At 48.7% G+C, this 16417-nt stretch carries 15 protein-coding genes and 1 tRNA gene; 10 read left to right on the plus strand and 6 right to left on the minus strand.

Translation table 11 applies throughout. The annotated features are described in order from the left end of the window. The first annotated feature begins 51 nt into the window (after positions 1 to 51). From pyk to AWQ24_RS08420, 3 genes are all read left to right on the plus strand, one after another. The gene (pyk, locus tag AWQ24_RS08410) at positions 52 to 1848 is read left to right on the plus strand and encodes a pyruvate kinase (protein WP_012307271.1); all 1797 of its coding nucleotides are present in this window, start codon (positions 52 to 54) and stop codon (positions 1846 to 1848) included. 151 nt (positions 1849 to 1999) lie between these two features. Further along, positions 2000 to 2461 carry a LapA family protein gene (locus AWQ24_RS08415; protein ID WP_065716535.1) on the plus strand — a complete coding sequence of 154 codons (462 nt, stop codon included), beginning with the start codon at positions 2000 to 2002 and terminating at the stop codon, positions 2459 to 2461. Between the two features lie 22 nt (positions 2462 to 2483). Continuing rightward, entirely contained in the window at positions 2484 to 3296 is an 813-nt protein-coding gene (locus tag AWQ24_RS08420; RefSeq protein WP_065716536.1) for a segregation/condensation protein A, read from the plus strand. A 4-nt stretch (positions 3297 to 3300) separates the two neighbouring features. Here AWQ24_RS08420 and AWQ24_RS08425 read toward each other — a convergent pair whose 3' ends face one another. Together AWQ24_RS08425 and AWQ24_RS08430 are read right to left on the minus strand one after the other, a co-directional pair. Beyond that, positions 3301 to 3633 carry a hypothetical protein gene (locus tag AWQ24_RS08425; protein ID WP_065716537.1) on the minus strand — a complete coding sequence of 111 codons (333 nt, stop codon included), beginning with the start codon at positions 3631 to 3633 and terminating at the stop codon, positions 3301 to 3303. 31 nt (positions 3634 to 3664) lie between these two features. After that, a tRNA-Leu gene (locus AWQ24_RS08430) sits at positions 3665 to 3745 on the minus strand. Between the two features lie 132 nt (positions 3746 to 3877). On the opposite strand from AWQ24_RS08430, the gene AWQ24_RS08435 reads away from it, so the two are divergent. The 3 genes from AWQ24_RS08435 to AWQ24_RS08445 all read left to right on the plus strand — a co-directional run bounded on the left by AWQ24_RS08435 (position 3878) and on the right by AWQ24_RS08445 (position 7080). Continuing rightward, a complete protein-coding gene (locus tag AWQ24_RS08435; protein WP_065716538.1) occupies positions 3878 to 4657 on the plus strand; it encodes a COP23 domain-containing protein in 780 nt (259 codons plus the stop codon). 287 nt (positions 4658 to 4944) lie between these two features. Next, entirely contained in the window at positions 4945 to 5388 is a 444-nt protein-coding gene (locus AWQ24_RS08440; protein WP_012307276.1) for a hypothetical protein, read from the plus strand. 69 nt (positions 5389 to 5457) lie between these two features. After that, on the plus strand, positions 5458 to 7080 hold the full coding sequence (locus AWQ24_RS08445; RefSeq protein WP_012307277.1) for a serine/threonine-protein kinase: 1623 nt from the start codon (positions 5458 to 5460) through the stop codon (positions 7078 to 7080). A 41-nt stretch (positions 7081 to 7121) separates the two neighbouring features. Here the strand turns inward: AWQ24_RS08445 and AWQ24_RS08450 are convergent, their stop codons facing one another. The 4 genes from AWQ24_RS08450 to AWQ24_RS08465 form a co-directional block, all read right to left on the minus strand. Continuing rightward, positions 7122 to 7688, minus strand: a complete 567-nt coding sequence (locus tag AWQ24_RS08450; protein WP_012307278.1) for a Uma2 family endonuclease — start codon at positions 7686 to 7688, stop codon at positions 7122 to 7124. 49 nt (positions 7689 to 7737) lie between these two features. After that, the gene (gene purL, locus AWQ24_RS08455) at positions 7738 to 10029 is read right to left on the minus strand and encodes a phosphoribosylformylglycinamidine synthase subunit PurL (protein WP_065716539.1); all 2292 of its coding nucleotides are present in this window, start codon (positions 10027 to 10029) and stop codon (positions 7738 to 7740) included. Positions 10030 to 10090: 61 nt separating this feature from the next. Beyond that, positions 10091 to 10312 (minus strand): type II toxin-antitoxin system HicA family toxin, encoded by a 222-nt coding sequence (locus AWQ24_RS08460; RefSeq protein WP_065716540.1) that lies wholly within the window; start codon positions 10310 to 10312, stop codon positions 10091 to 10093. Next, complete coding sequence (locus AWQ24_RS08465) at positions 10312 to 10542, minus strand: type II toxin-antitoxin system HicB family antitoxin (protein ID WP_065716541.1); 231 nt, start codon at positions 10540 to 10542, stop codon at positions 10312 to 10314. Before AWQ24_RS08465 ends, AWQ24_RS08460 begins: the two co-directional genes overlap by 1 nt. 105 nt (positions 10543 to 10647) lie before the next feature. Between AWQ24_RS08465 and AWQ24_RS08470 the strand changes: the two genes are divergently transcribed. The 4 genes from AWQ24_RS08470 (at position 10648) to alaS (ending at position 16400) form a co-directional block, all read left to right on the plus strand. Beyond that, positions 10648 to 11355 (plus strand): hypothetical protein, encoded by a 708-nt coding sequence (locus tag AWQ24_RS08470; RefSeq protein ID WP_065716542.1) that lies wholly within the window; start codon positions 10648 to 10650, stop codon positions 11353 to 11355. Positions 11356 to 11811: 456 nt separating this feature from the next. After that, positions 11812 to 12942 (plus strand): site-2 protease family protein, encoded by a 1131-nt coding sequence (locus tag AWQ24_RS08475; RefSeq protein WP_041443516.1) that lies wholly within the window; start codon positions 11812 to 11814, stop codon positions 12940 to 12942. Positions 12943 to 13082: 140 nt separating this feature from the next. Then, a complete protein-coding gene (locus AWQ24_RS08480) occupies positions 13083 to 13631 on the plus strand; it encodes a Uma2 family endonuclease (protein WP_065716543.1) in 549 nt (182 codons plus the stop codon). Between the two features lie 135 nt (positions 13632 to 13766). Further along, complete coding sequence (gene alaS, locus AWQ24_RS08485; protein ID WP_065716544.1) at positions 13767 to 16400, plus strand: alanine--tRNA ligase; 2634 nt, start codon at positions 13767 to 13769, stop codon at positions 16398 to 16400. Positions 16401 to 16417: the final 17 nt, after the last annotated feature.

Raw genomic sequence — 16417 nt, forward strand, 5'->3', positions numbered from 1 at the left:
TTTTGGGATAATATGAGGCTTGTTTTCCCAACTGACCCGAGAAAGTTCACTATGCCCTCTAGAGAAATGCCCCGCCGCACCAAGATCGTCGCCACCATTGGCCCTGCGACTAGCAAACCAGACGTTCTCCGGGAAATCATCGAAGCAGGGGCAACCACTCTACGGCTAAATTTCTCCCATGGTACCCACGATGACCACCAACGCAACATCCGTCTGATTCGACAAACCGCCTTTGAACTGAACCAACCCGTTGGTATCCTCCAGGATCTCCAGGGGCCAAAAATTCGCCTCGGTCGCTATGAGAGCGACTTTATCACCCTCAAAAACGGCGATCCCTACATCATCACAAGTCGTGAGGTACCCTGTACCCAAGAAGTGGGCTACGTCAGCTATGACAAGCTAGCGGAAGAAGTCCCCGAAGGCTCCACCATCCTCCTCGACGATGGCAAGGTAGAAATGAAGGTCGAACGGGTCGATATTGCCGCAAAAAATCTCCACTGTCGCGTGGTCGTCGGTGGCAAACTCTCCAATAACAAAGGGGTCAATTTTCCTGGGGTTTATCTCTCCGTTAAAGCCCTCACCGACAAAGACCGCGAAGATCTCATGTTTGGCCTTGACCAAGGGGTCGATTGGGTCGCCCTCAGTTTTGTGCGCAATCCCCAGGATGTCCTGGAAATCAAAGAGCTCATCGCCAATGCCGGGAAAAATGTCCCTGTGATCGTCAAGATCGAAAAACACGAGGCGATCGAACAGATGGAGGCTATTTTGTCCCTTTCCGATGGTGTTATGGTCGCCCGGGGGGATCTTGGGGTCGAACTGCCCGCCGAAGACGTGCCCATTCTCCAGAAAAAACTCATTGCCACCGCCAACCGCTTCGGGATTCCTGTGATTACCGCCACCCAGATGCTCGATAGCATGGTGAGTAATCCTCGCCCCACCCGCGCCGAAGTTTCCGATGTGGCCAACGCGATTTTGGATGGTACCGATGCGGTGATGCTTTCTAACGAAACTGCTGTGGGTGAATTCCCCGTAGAAGCTGTGGCGACCATGGCAACCATCGCCAAGCGCATCGAAAAGGAACCCGACGGCATTCAAAAACAACCTTCTGATAAAAAATCGATTCCCAATGCTATTTCTGCCGCCGTCAGCCACATTGCTGGACAGTTAGATGCAACGGCGATCATGACCCTCACCAAGTCTGGGGCAACGGCCCGAAACGTCTCTAAATTTCGCCCAGCAACGCCGATCCTTGCTGTCACCCCCCATGTGGATGTGGCCCGTCGTCTCCAGTTGGTCTGGGGGGCAAAGCCACTCCTTGTTATGGATTCTCCATCGACAACCCAAACCTTTAAGGCGGCGATTAATGTGGCCCAGGAGAGCGGTTTTCTCCATGAAGGGGACTTGGTGATCATGACAGCGGGGACGCTCCAAGGGGTATCTGGTTCTACAGATCTCATCAAAGTCGAAATGGTGCAGGCGGTGCTCGGAGAAGGCATTGGCATTGGTCAAGGGGCGGCCAGTGGTCGTGCCCGGGTCGTGAATCAAAGTGAAGATATTAATGATTTTGGGCCAGGGGAGATCCTCGTTGCTCGGTCTACGGATGCGGCCTATGTGGAGATGATCCGTAAGGCCAGCGGCATCGTGATCGAAGAACCGAATCAAAATTGTCACGCGGCAACTTTGGGGATGCGGTTGGGTATTCCGGTGATTGTCGGCTTTAAGGAAGCAACCCAGTTAATTCGGGATGGCTCGATTATCTCCATTGATGCCCGTCGAGGCACTGTTTATTCTGGGGTAAATGTGAGCCTTGGGGATGCTGTGGGTGGTACCAAAATGTCCCTGGCTTAAGCCCAGGCGATCGCAATTATCACTTTTATCATCCGGCGGCCCCAACAATGTTTGGGGCAATTTTTTTGGGTTGGAACAATTACGATATCCTAGGGGGTGTGTTGGCGATCACCATCGAGATCCGCCACGCGATGCATCCTGTGGAGAGATCATGCGGCAACTGAATTTTTTATTGTTTTTTGCCCTGTGCTTAGCCCTAGCGCTATTTAGTATCGAAAATACGCAACCCGTCGGGATTAACATCATTCCGGGGTTCCAAGCCGAAGCGCCCCTCTCCATCGAACTCCTGCTGGCGGTAGGCACAGGGGCGATTCTAGCCTGGATGTTTAGCCTGTGGGATCAATTGCAGCGGCAAATTGAATCATGGAAAGCCCAACGGGAACTGAAGCTCCAGAGTCAAAAAATTGAGGAATTGGAAAAAGCTTTGGCTGAACTGCAGGCCGCCCAACAAAACGCCGCAGAATCATCGGCAGATTCCCCCAGTGCGACGACCGCATCCACCGCAGACAAAACGGCGCCTGAACCTAAAACTTCTCCCGATACCGAGACAGGAGACACCCAGGACTCCGCTGAAGCATCCCTAGAAGAGTCTCAACCTGAGCAAACGGCTTAATTTTTGACCCTTCGATAAAGCCATGGCCACCCAACCCCAAGCGGCGATCGCCACCCTCATTGAACTAGCCCAACAGGGAGAAATTGATCCCTGGGATGTGCAAGTCATCGATGTTATCGATCAGTTCCTCAGTGAACTAGGACTTGCCGGGGATACAGACCCAATGCTCAGGGAGGCCGACCTACCCCAATCGGGTCAGACCTTTCTGTGGGCCTCTAAACTTGTCCTCCTCAAGGCCGACACCCTCGAAAGTTTAACGGCCATTGAAGCAGAGGTTCAGGAAGAAGAATTCTACGAAGATTGGGACGCAAGCGATACGGAACGACTCCCCCTCAAGCTCGAAAAAAGACTCCGGCGACGGGCTACGGCACCTCCCCCAAAACGGCGGCGGGTCACCCTCCAGGAATTTATTGAGCAAATCCAGCAAATTGCCAACGAAATCGAAGATCACACCCCCAAAAAACGCCTCAAAACGCCACGTAAACTGTCCAATAAAGCGGCCATTAAACAGATTACCCAGTTGGCCCATGATGAAAATCTCACGGAATTGGCTGCCCAGCTAGAACAATTTTTCCAGACCCAGATGCCCCCTGATCCAGAAACCCCCGTGGTTTTTGCATTAGACGATTTAATCCGTCAGTGGATCGCCTACAAAGAAGCCAACGAATTTTTCCCCCAGGAGATCACCGCCAAACAACATCGCCACGAAAAGGTCGGGATCTTTTGGGCTTTACTTCTGTTATCGGCTCAATCAAAGGTGGTGCTTTCCCAGGACGATTTTTATACGCCGGTGTTGGTACGCCCGCTTTATCCAGGGCGACCACAAGGGGATTGAAACCCTAAACCGTAAACGATTTCAGCACCCAACCTAATAAAATGCCCACCCCTGTGAAGCGAACAATTTGCCAAAAGGGTTCCTGCCACTTGAGCAACTGACTTTCGAGTTGCAGTTCTAACTTCGCGATTTCGGCGGCAATGAGGTTGAGTTCTGTTTTGAGGGAGGCTTGTTTTTGGATCGTTTCTGGCTCTGCCTGGAGATTCTCTTGTTCTGCTTTCAGCTCTGCGATGCGGGCTTCGGCAGCCTTGACCTGGGCGTGACGGTCTTTTAGGGCGGCAAGGTCAGCTTCCACTTGGGCGATCGCCTGCTCAAATTCAGTGTGGGAAAGTGCCATCACTCCAAACCCCAGGAACTTTTTTTGTGAATGCGGACGGAGAGACTCGAACTCTCACGTCTAGGACACTAGAACCTAAATCTAGCGCGTCTACCAATTCCGCCACGTCCGCAAAATTAATTAGCTCAGTAAATATATCACATCCATTTTCCGGCCGACAAGGGGAACCTAAAGTCAGCTTATCCCGTCATCAAAACCCATAGGATCCCCCTAAAATTCACTGTGACGCACGAGAAATTTGAAGATGAGTAAAGGTTTGCAGACTCGAACTTGGTTAAAAATCGGTATTGTCGGCTTAGAAATTTTAGGGTTTGCCGCCAGCAGTGCGATCGCCCAGGTACCGCCGGATATCGTTGTGGACACAGATTCCAATGCGGGGAATACGCCTGGTGATGTGATCTACAATTCTGGCGATCGCCGTTTTGTGTGTCAGTACGACCAGGGACAATACACCGTAATGTACCAGCCCGAAAGTCGTCCCGGGGAAGTTTATCCTTGGGCGATTCCCCGTACCATGGGGGGCGGTTGGAATGCAGAGCGTCGCTGTGAAGAAATTGCCCGCCGCTTGGAACTGTACCGGGGTGATGGTCTCGTCGAGCTCACCACTGGCCGCGAAAATGGTTACGACATCGTTTGTGTGACCACCGAACTGAACCCCACCTGCCAAATCGTCTTTACGGTGCCCCGGGGCCAAAATGCGATCGCCACACGGGATCAAGTATTCGATAATCTCCTCAGTGCCGACAGCGGTTTCCAAACCCGTGGGGTCAACACCTTCATGGGCACTGGCTCGACCAATAGCCTCCTGGGACAACTCCAAAGTATTTTTGGCGGCCGCTCTACCTCTTCTACCCCTAGTCCCGTAGCCCAAGGTTACTCAAACAGTGGTATTAGCCTCAAGCCCTTCCTCGATCCCGCCGATGGTGGTACCGGAGAATATTTAACCCAGGGTCGCGCGGCAGGCCAGTCGAACCCGAACCCAAGCAACAATGGCCTCAGACTCAACACCGATCTCTTCCGTTAGATCATTTAGCATCTAGGCCCCAGAGCATTTAGTTTTGCCCGTAAGCGTCCTCTACTGTGTAATTTTTCCCTAGGCGATCGCCTAGGGTTTTTTCTAGTCTTTAATATTTCGATCGTTAACAATCTAGTAAAGCGGGTCGCTGGCTTTTTCGGAATGGGGCAGAACTCCTTACAATAGAAGGAGGTTTCGTCACGAATCCCCACTGTGTGTGATCAAGGTTTTTGGTCAACTAGAACAGGGTCAAATGACATTGATTCGTCTCGTAGTCCCAAGGAGCAAGATACATTGTGGCCCATAGTTTTTTGTTGGAAGCAGGTCGCTGGACGTTAAATGGTAGTTGGATCGAACGAAATCAGCCCCCCATTCTCATTCGGGGTAAAACAATTGTTGCTTGGGGCCAAAATAATTGGTTTACGATGGTGACAAAGTTAACGTTTCAAGACGGCGATCGCCCCGAAATTTCCTATCAATACAAAGGGCGTTTAGATAGCGGTGAGCGACAATATACCTATGTGTTGCAACAGAGTATTTTGGGACGGGTGGAAGGAGAAGGTTGGGTTGGCTCAGAATCAATCGTTCAGCGATACTGGGTGCTTGGCGATCGCCAACGGCGCAGTGGCTTTGAAATGTTTTACCAGATTAACGACGATGAATATCGCTACTCTGGGGGCATCCTCGCCGGCCATTACCTCACCAGTACCATTGAAGGGACTCTCCTCCGTCAGCTTTAATAGCTTTAATCTTTTAAGTTTTGTCCGGTCTCTTGTTGTTTTGATTGTTTTGTTCGTCCACCCCAAACTATGACTACCGATCCCAATATCAATCGCCTTCTCGCCGGCCGTTATCGCCTGGTAGACCTCGTAGGCCAGGGGGCTATGGGGCGTGTCTACCGGGGTGAAGATACAGTCCTAGGGGGAGTCACGGTCGCCGTAAAGTTCCTAGCCCAGACCTTGCTCAACGACAAAATGCGCCAACGCTTTGAGCGGGAGGCAACCATTTGCGCCCTCCTGAGTGAAAAAAGCATCCATATCGTGCGGGTAAAAGACTATGGCGTCGATGACCAGGATGTGCCCTTTTATGTCATGGAATATTTAGAGGGGGAAAGTCTAAGCGATATTATTGCCCATGCTACCCTCGGTTTACCGCGTTTTTTTCAAGTCGTGCGGCAAATATGTTTGGGGATGGAAGCAGCCCACCAAGGGATTACCTTCAAGGGGGAACAATGTTTAATTATTCACCGGGATATTAAACCCAGCAATATTCTGATCATGCAGGATGCGTCCCTAGGGGAATTGGTAAAAATTCTGGATTTTGGGATTGCACGTCTCAGCCAAGCCGGAGCTGCCCAGACCCAATCGTTTATGGGCACCCTCGCCTACTGTTCCCCAGAGCAAATGGAAGGCAAGGAATTAGATCAACGCTCTGATATCTATAGCCTGGGGATTACGATGTACGAGATGCTTACGGGGGATATGCCCGTGATGCCTGAAAATAATTCCTTTGGGGGTTGGTACCGGGCGCACCATGACACACCACCAATTCCCTTTGATAAAAGTCTGCGGATTCCGGTTCCTCTGGCTGAAATTATCATGTGTTGTATGGCGAAAAGTCCGCGCGATCGCCCCCAGACCGTCAATGATATTTGGCAAGCCATGGCCCCCATCGCCAAATATTACGAGCAACAAGCCGCAGAAACCAGGAAATCCTTTTTTACCACGTCCCAAAATCTGCAAAATTTCCAAGCAACATCTCCGGTGGCAGGCCCCAATGATCCGACCCGGATTAACAATGCCACCACGGCCCCCAGCTTTCGTAATTCAACGGTAAATCGCCAGGGAAGGCCTACAGACAAACTGAATACAACCTTTAGCGATACCATTTGTGCGGCCCAGTCCTGGCCAGCGGATAAACCCCAAAATAAGATTGTTTTTCCACGGATTTTACCGGCTGAACCGACGGCGATCGCCAGTCTTTGGGCGATGTTAGAAGCTGAGGAGTTGGGCAAACGCCGTTTTGATACCCGTTACAATCAATTTCTCTTCATTGAGGCCCCCCATCCGATGTTGTTGTGGATCACGGTGCTGTACAACAGCAGTGAAGGAGCCCGTTGGTTGCCTTGCTATCTGGACTTGAAAACGAAGATTGGCCAACAGATGGCGCGTCTCTTAGCCAGCCAAGGGAACTATCGAATTCTGCTTTTTGCCTTAGGGCAACCCCAGCGGTATTTTCACATCACCCAGGCAACGATTTCCCTGAAGCAACGGGAACAGCTTACCCGCTGGGCAGATTTAGGTCAGCGATTGCCTGCCAGTAATCCTGTGGTAAGTAAGCAAACGTTGAAAAAAGAATACGAGAAAAGCAAGAGCAAAATCTTAATGAAGTTAGCTGCCTCCCGGACGAACAGTAACCTTGGGGAATTTTAAAGCCATCTCTAATCTTCGTTAAAAAGGCGATCGCCAATCAATCATGTTAAATCTAGTACAAGATCTTTGAAGATATTAATACCCAAAATTTTATGAGGTAGAGATAAAGTTTGAGGCTCGCAATCAGCAATATAGAGTTCTGCTTGTTTTTCCTTGCGATTAACTAATATCCCAAAACTACAACCATTGTCTCGATATTCTTCCATTTTATCCCTTGTTTTTTGGACAGCATCACTAGGCGAAACTAACTCAATGACAAAATCAGGACAGAGGGGAACAAATTTTTCTCGCTGATCGGCTGTTAATGCTTGCCAACGAGATTTTTCAAGCCAAGAAACATCAGGAGAACGGGTCGCACCATTGGGCAAAATAAAACCCGTTGAGGAATCGAAAACTTCTCCTAATTGATATTTGTGATTCCAGAGTTGTACTTGAAAAATTAGGTTAGCGTTTTGCCGCCCAGTTTCGCCACCAGTGGGAGGCATAATTACCAATTCTCCTTTAGCTGTACGTTCCAGTTGAAGCTCTGGATTAACCAGACAAAGTTGCTGAAATTGTTCATTGCTTAAGGTGAAAACGGGTTCTAGCGCAAGGGTCATTGTTGTCATTAGCCTTACCCACTGGATTTGTACTTTCTATTGTAATCAGTTAATTAGATTACGGATGTAAACGACGGGCGATCGCCTCACTCCAGTTGGTGGTCATATCCTCGACAGAAACCGCGATTACAGCCTGATTGTTGACGGTAATTTGTAACTGATTGGTGTTGCTCACAGAGCCGATCACCTGCCAATTGTCCGCCAAGGATTGCGTCAGATGGGCTTCAAATTGAGCTTGTTTGTCGGGAGCAACAGAGACAATAATTTTGCCGCAGGTTTCGCCAAATAGGATGGCATCGAGACGGTCAGTGCCAGTAATTTCAACGGTTGCGCCGAGCTTCCCACCGATACAACATTCCGCAAGGGCAACGGCTAAACCACCCTCCGCAAGGTCATGGGCAGAACTTAATAATCCAGCGGCGATCGCCTCGCGCACGGTTTTTTGGACGGCTTTTTCGAGGGCAAAATCCACTTGGGGCGGAATACCAGCGACGGTGTTATGAATCGTATTTAAATATTCAGAACCGCCGAGACTTGTGGTTGCTTGAGTACCGAGGATATAGAGGCGATCGCCGACATTTTGGAAGGCTAAACCACAGACTTTGTTAATATGTTCAACTCGTCCCACCATCCCGATAACAGGAGTTGGATAAATGGGGGTCGGTTTACCATCACTATCAAGGGTTTCGTTGTAGAGGGAAACATTACCACCCGTGACAGGCGTATCTAATTCCCGACAAGCTTCCGCAATCCCTTTACAAGCATTCGCCAACTGCCAATAACCCACAGGTTTTTCGGGACTACCAAAGTTTAAATTGTTCGTAATTGCCAAGGGTTCAGCACCGACGCAACTTAAATTTCTGGCTGCTTCAGCGACTGCTGCCTTTGCCCCTTCCAACGGATTCAAATACACATAACGGGGGTTACAATCGGTACAAGCAGCAACACCAATTGTGGACGCATCAGGTTTACCATTGACCGGACGAATCCGCACAACAGCGGCATCTGCACCACCGGGAAAAATGACCGTATTGTTTTGTACTTGATGATCGTACTGGCGATAAATCCATTTTTTCGATGCAATAGTCGGCACATCTAACAGGGTTAATAAAATCTCATTCCAAGATTTTTCAGCGATGCCATTCCCATCACAATTCGGCAAAGAATCCACCGACCAAGCCCAAGCGGTTTGTGCATATTCGGGAGCTTCTGCCATCAATTCCCGATGATAAATGGGCGTATTATCTGATAGCGCCGTTGCCGGAACTTCCGCCGCGACTTCACCCTTAAACATAATTTTTACGATGGGTTCAGGAATTACTTCCCCCGCAACAACCGCCTGCAAACCCCAACGATGGAAGATATCAATTAACTCCTGTTCCCGTCCTTTATGGGCAACAAAAAGCATCCGTTCTTGGGATTCGGAGAGCAGATATTCGTAGGGAACCATGCCCGTTTCTCGCACCGGAATTTTGTCGAGATCGAGCAAGACACCGACCCCACCTTTGGCTGCCATTTCCGCTGTCGAACAGGTTAAGCCCGCCGCACCCATATCCTGTGCTGCTGCAACTGCCCCCGTTTTAAAGGCTTCGAGACAGGCTTCAATCAGCGATTTTTCGGTAAAGGGATCCCCCACCTGAACCGCAGGGCGATCGTCCATGGATTCATCAGTTAATTCCGCACTGGCGAAACTTGCGCCCCCCATGCCATCCCGTCCGGTGGTGGAGCCGACATAGAGAACGGGATTACCAATGCCATAGGCGCCCGATTTAATAATTTCCTCGGTTTCCATCAAGCCCAACGCCATCGCATTGACGAGGGGATTGCCAGAATAAGCTTTATCGAAATAGACTTCACCGCCCACCGTCGGCACACCCACGCAATTACCATAGTGTGAAATGCCCTCTATAACTCCTTGGAAGATGCGGCGAGTTTGGGCATTGTCGAGGCTGCCGAAGCGTAGAGAATTTAACAAGGCAATGGGACGCGCCCCCATCGTGAAGATATCGCGGAGAATGCCGCCGACTCCAGTTGCTGCCCCTTGGAAGGGTTCGATCGCCGATGGGTGGTTATGGGATTCGATCTTAAAGGCGAGGTGCAGACCATCCCCCATATCGACCACGCCCGCATTTTCACCGGGGCCGACGAGGACGCGATCGCCTTTCGTGGGGAAACCAGACAGCAATGGGCGGGAATTCTTATAACAACAATGTTCCGACCACATCACGCCAAACATCCCCAGTTCAGCCTTGTTGGGGTGACGACCGAGACGGCTCACAATTTCTTCGTATTCTTCGGGTTTGATGCCTTCAGATGCAATTTCTTCGGGGGTGAAGGGGCAAGTGGTCATAATTTTACGTCGATTCTTTCTGTAACAGCGTTATTGTAAGGCTTCAGGAGACGAGCGGCAGTTAAAGATTAAGGAAGTCTTCTACGGAAATCTGTGCTTGTTGCAGGATGGCGCGTAATGTTCCCTCTTTAATGGTTTTATGGTGTGGGATTGTTGTAGTGCGTTTTGTCGCTGGATTAAACCAAATTTCATGGTCACCCTTACCACTGCGATAGAATTCAAAGCCTGCTCGACGGAGCTTTTTGGTGACTTCTCGATAGGAAAATCCTGATAAACGACCCATTAAACTTCTAAAATCAGCGGATATTGGAATATATTCGGCAAGGCGGGTGGTTGTTCATTCTGTTGATGCAGTTCCAGTAGCATTTTGGCTAAGTCACTGGCAATTTCAATCACTTCCTCAATGGTTTGCCCCTCGGCGACTAAACCCTGTACATCCTCACTGGTCGCCAAATAGTAATCCTGCCCTGCTTCGTGAAGTTTCTCGATTTTGAGATGAATCAATGTTTTCATCGGACACCTAAGATATTATTCAATTTAGACATTGCCAATATAATCATTTTGGATTAGACTACCCCAGCTAACTATGTCAAAAACAATACGTTAAAGATAAAAGCTATGGGCGAGAACTTTTTTTCTGTTATATATTATAGCTTCTATATTTTTGAAGGAAATTATATTGAATTAATAGAGGCCTTTAAGAGCTATAGTAAATTAATAGAAGAAAATCAAAAAAACTTAAATAGACTATTTGAGCCATTTGGATTTACCCATCATGCTAGTCGTGAGCTTGCTCGTCTGCTCCATAACTATGCAACAGCTTGGTATTCTCTCAAGGAGAATACTTATGCAATCAACAATAAACTTAAAAAAAACAAAGAATTAGATGTCAGGAATTTTGAATATGAATACAAGAAGAAACTAGAGGAATCTTTAAAAGACTCTTTTGAGAATATTTTTATTGCTGATTTACGTAGATATGTGCAACATAAAAAAATGCCAGTTCCTACATTGCATTTTAGGGGAAATTGTTCACAAGAAAAGACACTGATAGCCGAAAAGCCTGTCTTTGATCTTGAATTTAAATTTGAAATAATTTCTGATGATATACGAGACTTTGACTGGAATTCAAAAATCAAGAAATATCTCAGAGAAAATCAATCAGTACCCATCATTGAAATTGTCGAAAAGCATTTTTTACAGATGGAAAATTTCTATTTATGGATTCAATTTAGAGATCATCAATTACATCCATCCGCACAACATGATATCAAAAATGCAACGTTTGAGGAATATAAAAAAATGAAACTGGAAGGTAAAATATAAATTAAAGTCTTGTCAAATAAATTATTTGGATTTTTTGATCCTCAAAAGGATTTGATTTGTTTACTTATTGAATCGTACAACAATAGCTTTTTTTAGTTCAGATGATAGAAGTTGTTTCTCAACAAAAAACGCATACTAGAATAAAATAATTCAGAGGAAATTAAATCGAAGCAGCGATCGCCAGATTGTAAGAAGTGACTCGATTATATTTAGAAGAGTTTTCTGCACCAGAAACATTGAAAACTTGTAGGCGATCGCCTTTCTTTCAACCAGTGCCATCAAAAGCAAGCAATTCCGAGTGAACCGAACCCAAAACGGCGGGTTTCACTACCCAGTGAGTAAAGTAAGCACTTTACATTTTGTTACAATGTAAGCAATGAAAGCGGACAAAAAGGTTTTCAATAGCGCTAAACGTAAGTCTTTTTGGGCCTCAGCAACGATTCGGGAGGTTCATTTATGAACGGCAATTTTCGTGTGGGGAATTTATTTGGCATCCCCTTCTACATCAATATTTCTTGGTTCATTGTTCTGGTACTCGTCACCCTGAACTTTGGCGGCGGCCTGTCGTCCCAGTTTCCAGGCCTCGGCATTAACGCATTAATTTTAGGATTGGTAGCAGGTCTGCTCCTGTTCGCCTCTGTGTTACTCCACGAGCTGGGTCACAGTTATGCAGCAATTCGCCAAGGCATTGGTGTAAACTCCATTACCCTGTTCCTATTCGGGGGACTCGCCAACCTTGATGAGGAAGCGAAAACGCCCGGTGGTGCATTCTGGATTGCTGTAGCAGGGCCGCTTGTGAGTTTGGCTCTCTTTATCGCACTCTTTCTCTTAACAGGTAGTGGTGTGCTGAGTGGGCCGCCAGCGGCGATCGCCGGATTGTTGGCTTACATCAACCTAATCTTGGCCACCTTTAACATGATCCCAGGTCTCCCCCTTGATGGTGGGAATGTCCTCAAATCCATCGTCTGGAAATTGACGGGGAATCGTTTCACCGGAACCATCTGGGCCAGCCGTGTCGGTCAGTTTATCGGTTGGACAGCGATTATTCTCGGTGCATTATCTATCCTTGGTATTTCTAATGTGGGTAGCTTCTGGACACTAATCATCGGTTGGTTCTTGCTTCAAAACGCGGGTCGTTCTGCCCAATCTGCCACCATTCAATCGGCCCTCTCTGGCTTAACGGCGGCTGATGCAGTGGTTGAAGATAGTCCGATCATCTCCGCAGAAACGACGCTACGGGATTTAGCCAACAGTGCCATTCGCTCTGGTAACCAGTGGAAACGCTTCCTAGTCCAGGATGAAACAGGTCAACTGCTTGGTGAAGTGCACCTTGATGTTCTTCGTGCAGTGCCTACCAATGACTGGCCCCACAATCAGGTGCGCGATTTCATCAAATCTGTCCCTGCGGAAAATCAAGTCCAGTCTGATCTATCACTCCTAGACGTGGCCGCTAAATTGGAACAACAAGGTTTACAGGCCCTTGCGGTCATCCAGACCAATGGCACCCTCGTGGGACTGCTAGAGAAATCAGCGATTATTCAACGGCTGCAAAGTAGTCAACAGGATACAAAAGTTCAGTCTGCTTAATCTCTAACTCACAATCAAAATCAACTTGGGCGATCGCCTTTTGGGAGCATAAAAGTTCTCAGGGCGATCGCCCTCAATATTTATAAGTGGAGATTAAAGTACCAGCTACAATCGAAACAGAACGCAGAGATTAAACACCGATGACTCTGGCAACCTACAAGTGGACAGTGGCAAACTACCATCAAGCAATTGAGGCGGGTCTCTTTGTTGATGAAGCGGTGGAGTTACTCCGAGGTAATTTAGTTGTCATGGCGCCAGAGCGAGAACCCCATGCTTACTACACCCGTAGTATTAGTCACTATTTACAAGGATTATTGGGCGATCGCGCCTTGGTCAGTGAAGCCCATCCCATTACGTTGCCGAATAATTCTGAACCGGAACCCGATGTGGCGATCGTGCAGCCCTTAGGACGGGAATACCTGAACCATCACCCCTACCCTGAAAATATTTTTTGGCTTATTGAATGTGCCCAAGCCACGCTCACAAAAGATTTAACCGAAAAGAAAAGCATTTACGCGGAAGCTGGGATTCAAGAATATTGGGTAATTGATTTACAGCATCACCAGTTAATCGTCTTTAAAGATCTCCAAAATGCTTTCTACACGACAGAGCAGACGCTAAAGACGGGCCTAATTTCTCCGCTTCGTTTTCCCGATGTGGCGGTATCGGTTGACAACCTGCTTGCATAGGGGCGATCGCCTTTTGGAAGCACAAAAGTTCCTGGGGCGATCGCCTGATTCTGAGGTTTTCCCCAAGAATCCACCGCAAAGAATGTCACAATACAGACAGTAAAGTTTGTAGCGCAAAAATTTTTCGTAACTCCTATGTCTAGTGTGCCTCTTGTCCTGAGCGGAAGTGAAATTCGGTCAAAATTTCTAGAGTTTTTCAACCAGCGGCAACACCCCATCCTCCCCAGTGCATCCTTGGTGCCGGAAGACCCGACGGTACTCCTCACCATTGCGGGAATGTTGCCGTTTAAGCCGATTTTCCTCGGTCAGCAGGACGCCCCTAGCCCCCGCGCTACTACCTCCCAAAAATGTATCCGCACCAATGACATCGAAAATGTGGGCCGCACTGCCCGGCACCATACTTTCTTTGAAATGCTGGGGAATTTTAGCTTCGGGGATTATTTCAAAGAGCAGGCGATCGCCTGGGCCTGGGAACTCTCTACGAAAGTGTTTCAGCTTGACCCGAAAAATATTGTCGTCAGTGTGTTCCGCGAAGATGACGAAGCCTTTGCACTCTGGCGTGACAAAGTCGGCGTAAATCCCAAACGCATCATCCGCATGGGAGAAGAAGATAATTTTTGGAAATCCGGGCCAACGGGGCCTTGTGGGCCTTGCTCTGAGCTTTATTACGATTTCAAGCCGGAACTCGGCGATGACAACATTGACCTAGAGGACGATACCCGGTTTATCGAGTATTACAACCTTGTCTTTATGCAATATAACCGCGACGCCGAAGGTCATTTAACACCCCTACAAAACAAAAATATTGATACGGGGATGGGCTTGGAGCGCATGGCGCAAATCCTCCAACAGGTGCCCAACAACTACGAAACAGATCTGATCTTTCCGATTATTGAAACGGCCGCCAAAGCCGCCGGGATTCACTACGAAAAAGCCGACGAAAAAACAAAGGTTTCCTTAAAAGTGATTGGCGACCATGTGCGTTCTGTCGTCCACATGATTGCCGATGGGATTACCGCCTCCAATACGGATCGGGGTTATGTGCTGCGGCGCTTAATTCGACGGGTGGTGCGTCACGGTCGACTGATCGGCATTGACGGGAATTTTATTAACCAGGTGGCAGAAACAGCGATTCAACTCTCAGAAGCTGCCTACCCCAACACCCGCGAACGGGAAAGTTTCATTAAACAGGAATTAGAGCGGGAAGAAAACAATTTTCTCAAGACCCTCGAACGGGGCGAAAAACTCCTCGCAGATATTATCGCCAAGGAAGAAAAACAAATTTCTGGGGTCGATGCGTTTACGCTATTCGATACCTTTGGGTTCCCCTTTGAACTCACCCAAGAAATTGCCGAAGAGAACGGTTTAACGGTTGATGCTGAAGGCTATCAAGCGGAGATGAAAAAGCAGCAGGAACGCTCTAAGGCCGCCCACGAAACCATTGACCTCACCGTCCAAGGCAGCCTTGATGAATTAGCTGAACACATCCATCCGACGGCGTTTTTAGGCTATACGGATCTGCAATCCCAGGTCAAAATTGAAGCCGTTCTCGTGGATGGCCACCGGGTAGAAACCGCCGAAGCCGGGGCAGTGGTGCAACTAATTTGTAACCAAACACCTTTCTACGCAGAGTCTGGGGGACAAATTGGCGATCGCGGTTATTTCTCCGGCGATCAACTCGTCGTCCGCATTAACGATGTCCAGAAAGAGTCGGGTTTCTTTGTCCACCACGGCAAGGTGGAACGGGGCAGTTTAACGGTCGGCGACACAGTTAATGCCACCATTGATCGGGCCTGTCGTCGTCGCGCCCAGGCGAATCACACTGCAACCCATTTATTGCAAGCAGCCCTTAAAAACATTGTGGATGACTCCATTTCCCAGGCAGGTTCTTTAGTGGACTTTGATCGCCTGCGGTTTGACTTTAATTGCCCTAGGGCGTTAACGGCTGCCGAATTGACCCAAATTGAGGCCCAAATCAATACTTGGATTGCCGAAGCCCACGAAGGCCAAGTGGCAGTGATGCCCATTGCGGAGGCCAAAGCGAAGGGAGCCGTGGCCATGTTCGGCGAAAAGTATGGCGAAGAAGTGCGAGTTGTGGATTTTCCTGGGGTGTCCATGGAGCTTTGTGGTGGCACCCACGTGAAAAATACCGCTGAAATTGGCCTGTTTAAAATCATTTCCGAAACGGGCATTTCTTCTGGGATCCGCCGCATTGAAGCTGTGGCTGGCCCAGCGGTACTGGAATACCTCAAGGTGCGCGATCAGGTGGTTAAAGACCTCGGCGATAAATTTAAAGCCAAACCGGAAGAAATCACCGAACGGGTAGAAAATATCCAGGCGGAACTGCGCAACACCCAAAAGGAATTAGAAAAGGTCAAAGGTGAGCTGGCGATCGCCAAATCCGAAGCCCTCGTGAGCCAAGCGGAAACCGTCGGCGAATTTCAGATCCTCGTGGAAAATATGGGCGATCTCGATGCCAAGGCCCTCCAGACTGCGGCTGAACGGCTCCAACAAAAACTGGGTGAGGCAGCAGTGGTCTTGGGGTCAACCCCAGAAGATGGCAAGGTTTCCCTGGTGGCCGCCTTTAGCGAAGGGATTTACAAAGGCAAAAAAGTACAAGCGGGTAAATTTATCGGCGGCATTGCCAAACTTTGCGGTGGTGGCGGCGGCGGTCGTCCCAACCTAGCCCAAGCCGGGGGACGGGATGCCAGTAAATTACCCGAAGCCCTCCACACTGCAAAACAGCAACTTCGTGAAACTCTAGGTTAAGCTCACACCCCAATCGT

Source organism: Picosynechococcus sp. PCC 8807 (assembly GCF_001693295.1).
Lineage (GTDB): Bacteria > Cyanobacteriota > Cyanobacteriia > Cyanobacteriales > MRBY01 > MRBY01.

What these genes read in the sequence shown, in the direction of transcription:
- AWQ24_RS08415 (WP_065716535.1), top strand. Translation starts at nt 2,000, where the DNA reads ATGCGGCAACTGAATTTTTTATTGTTTTTTGCCCTGTGCTTAGCCCTA.
- AWQ24_RS08475 (WP_041443516.1), top strand. Translation starts at nt 11,812, where the DNA reads ATGAACGGCAATTTTCGTGTGGGGAATTTATTTGGCATCCCCTTCTAC.
- AWQ24_RS08450 (WP_012307278.1), bottom strand. Translation starts at nt 7,688, where the DNA reads ATGACAACAATGACCCTTGCGCTAGAACCCGTTTTCACCTTAAGCAAT.
- AWQ24_RS08445 (WP_012307277.1), top strand. Translation starts at nt 5,458, where the DNA reads ATGACTACCGATCCCAATATCAATCGCCTTCTCGCCGGCCGTTATCGC.
- AWQ24_RS08435 (WP_065716538.1), top strand. Translation starts at nt 3,878, where the DNA reads ATGAGTAAAGGTTTGCAGACTCGAACTTGGTTAAAAATCGGTATTGTC.
- pyk (WP_012307271.1), top strand. Translation starts at nt 52, where the DNA reads ATGCCCTCTAGAGAAATGCCCCGCCGCACCAAGATCGTCGCCACCATT.
- AWQ24_RS08460 (WP_065716540.1), bottom strand. Translation starts at nt 10,312, where the DNA reads ATGGGTCGTTTATCAGGATTTTCCTATCGAGAAGTCACCAAAAAGCTC.
- purL (WP_065716539.1), bottom strand. Translation starts at nt 10,029, where the DNA reads ATGACCACTTGCCCCTTCACCCCCGAAGAAATTGCATCTGAAGGCATC.
- AWQ24_RS08480 (WP_065716543.1), top strand. Translation starts at nt 13,083, where the DNA reads ATGACTCTGGCAACCTACAAGTGGACAGTGGCAAACTACCATCAAGCA.
- alaS (WP_065716544.1), top strand. Translation starts at nt 13,767, where the DNA reads ATGTCTAGTGTGCCTCTTGTCCTGAGCGGAAGTGAAATTCGGTCAAAA.
- AWQ24_RS08420 (WP_065716536.1), top strand. Translation starts at nt 2,484, where the DNA reads ATGGCCACCCAACCCCAAGCGGCGATCGCCACCCTCATTGAACTAGCC.
- AWQ24_RS08465 (WP_065716541.1), bottom strand. Translation starts at nt 10,542, where the DNA reads ATGAAAACATTGATTCATCTCAAAATCGAGAAACTTCACGAAGCAGGG.
- AWQ24_RS08470 (WP_065716542.1), top strand. Translation starts at nt 10,648, where the DNA reads ATGGGCGAGAACTTTTTTTCTGTTATATATTATAGCTTCTATATTTTT.
- AWQ24_RS08425 (WP_065716537.1), bottom strand. Translation starts at nt 3,633, where the DNA reads ATGGCACTTTCCCACACTGAATTTGAGCAGGCGATCGCCCAAGTGGAA.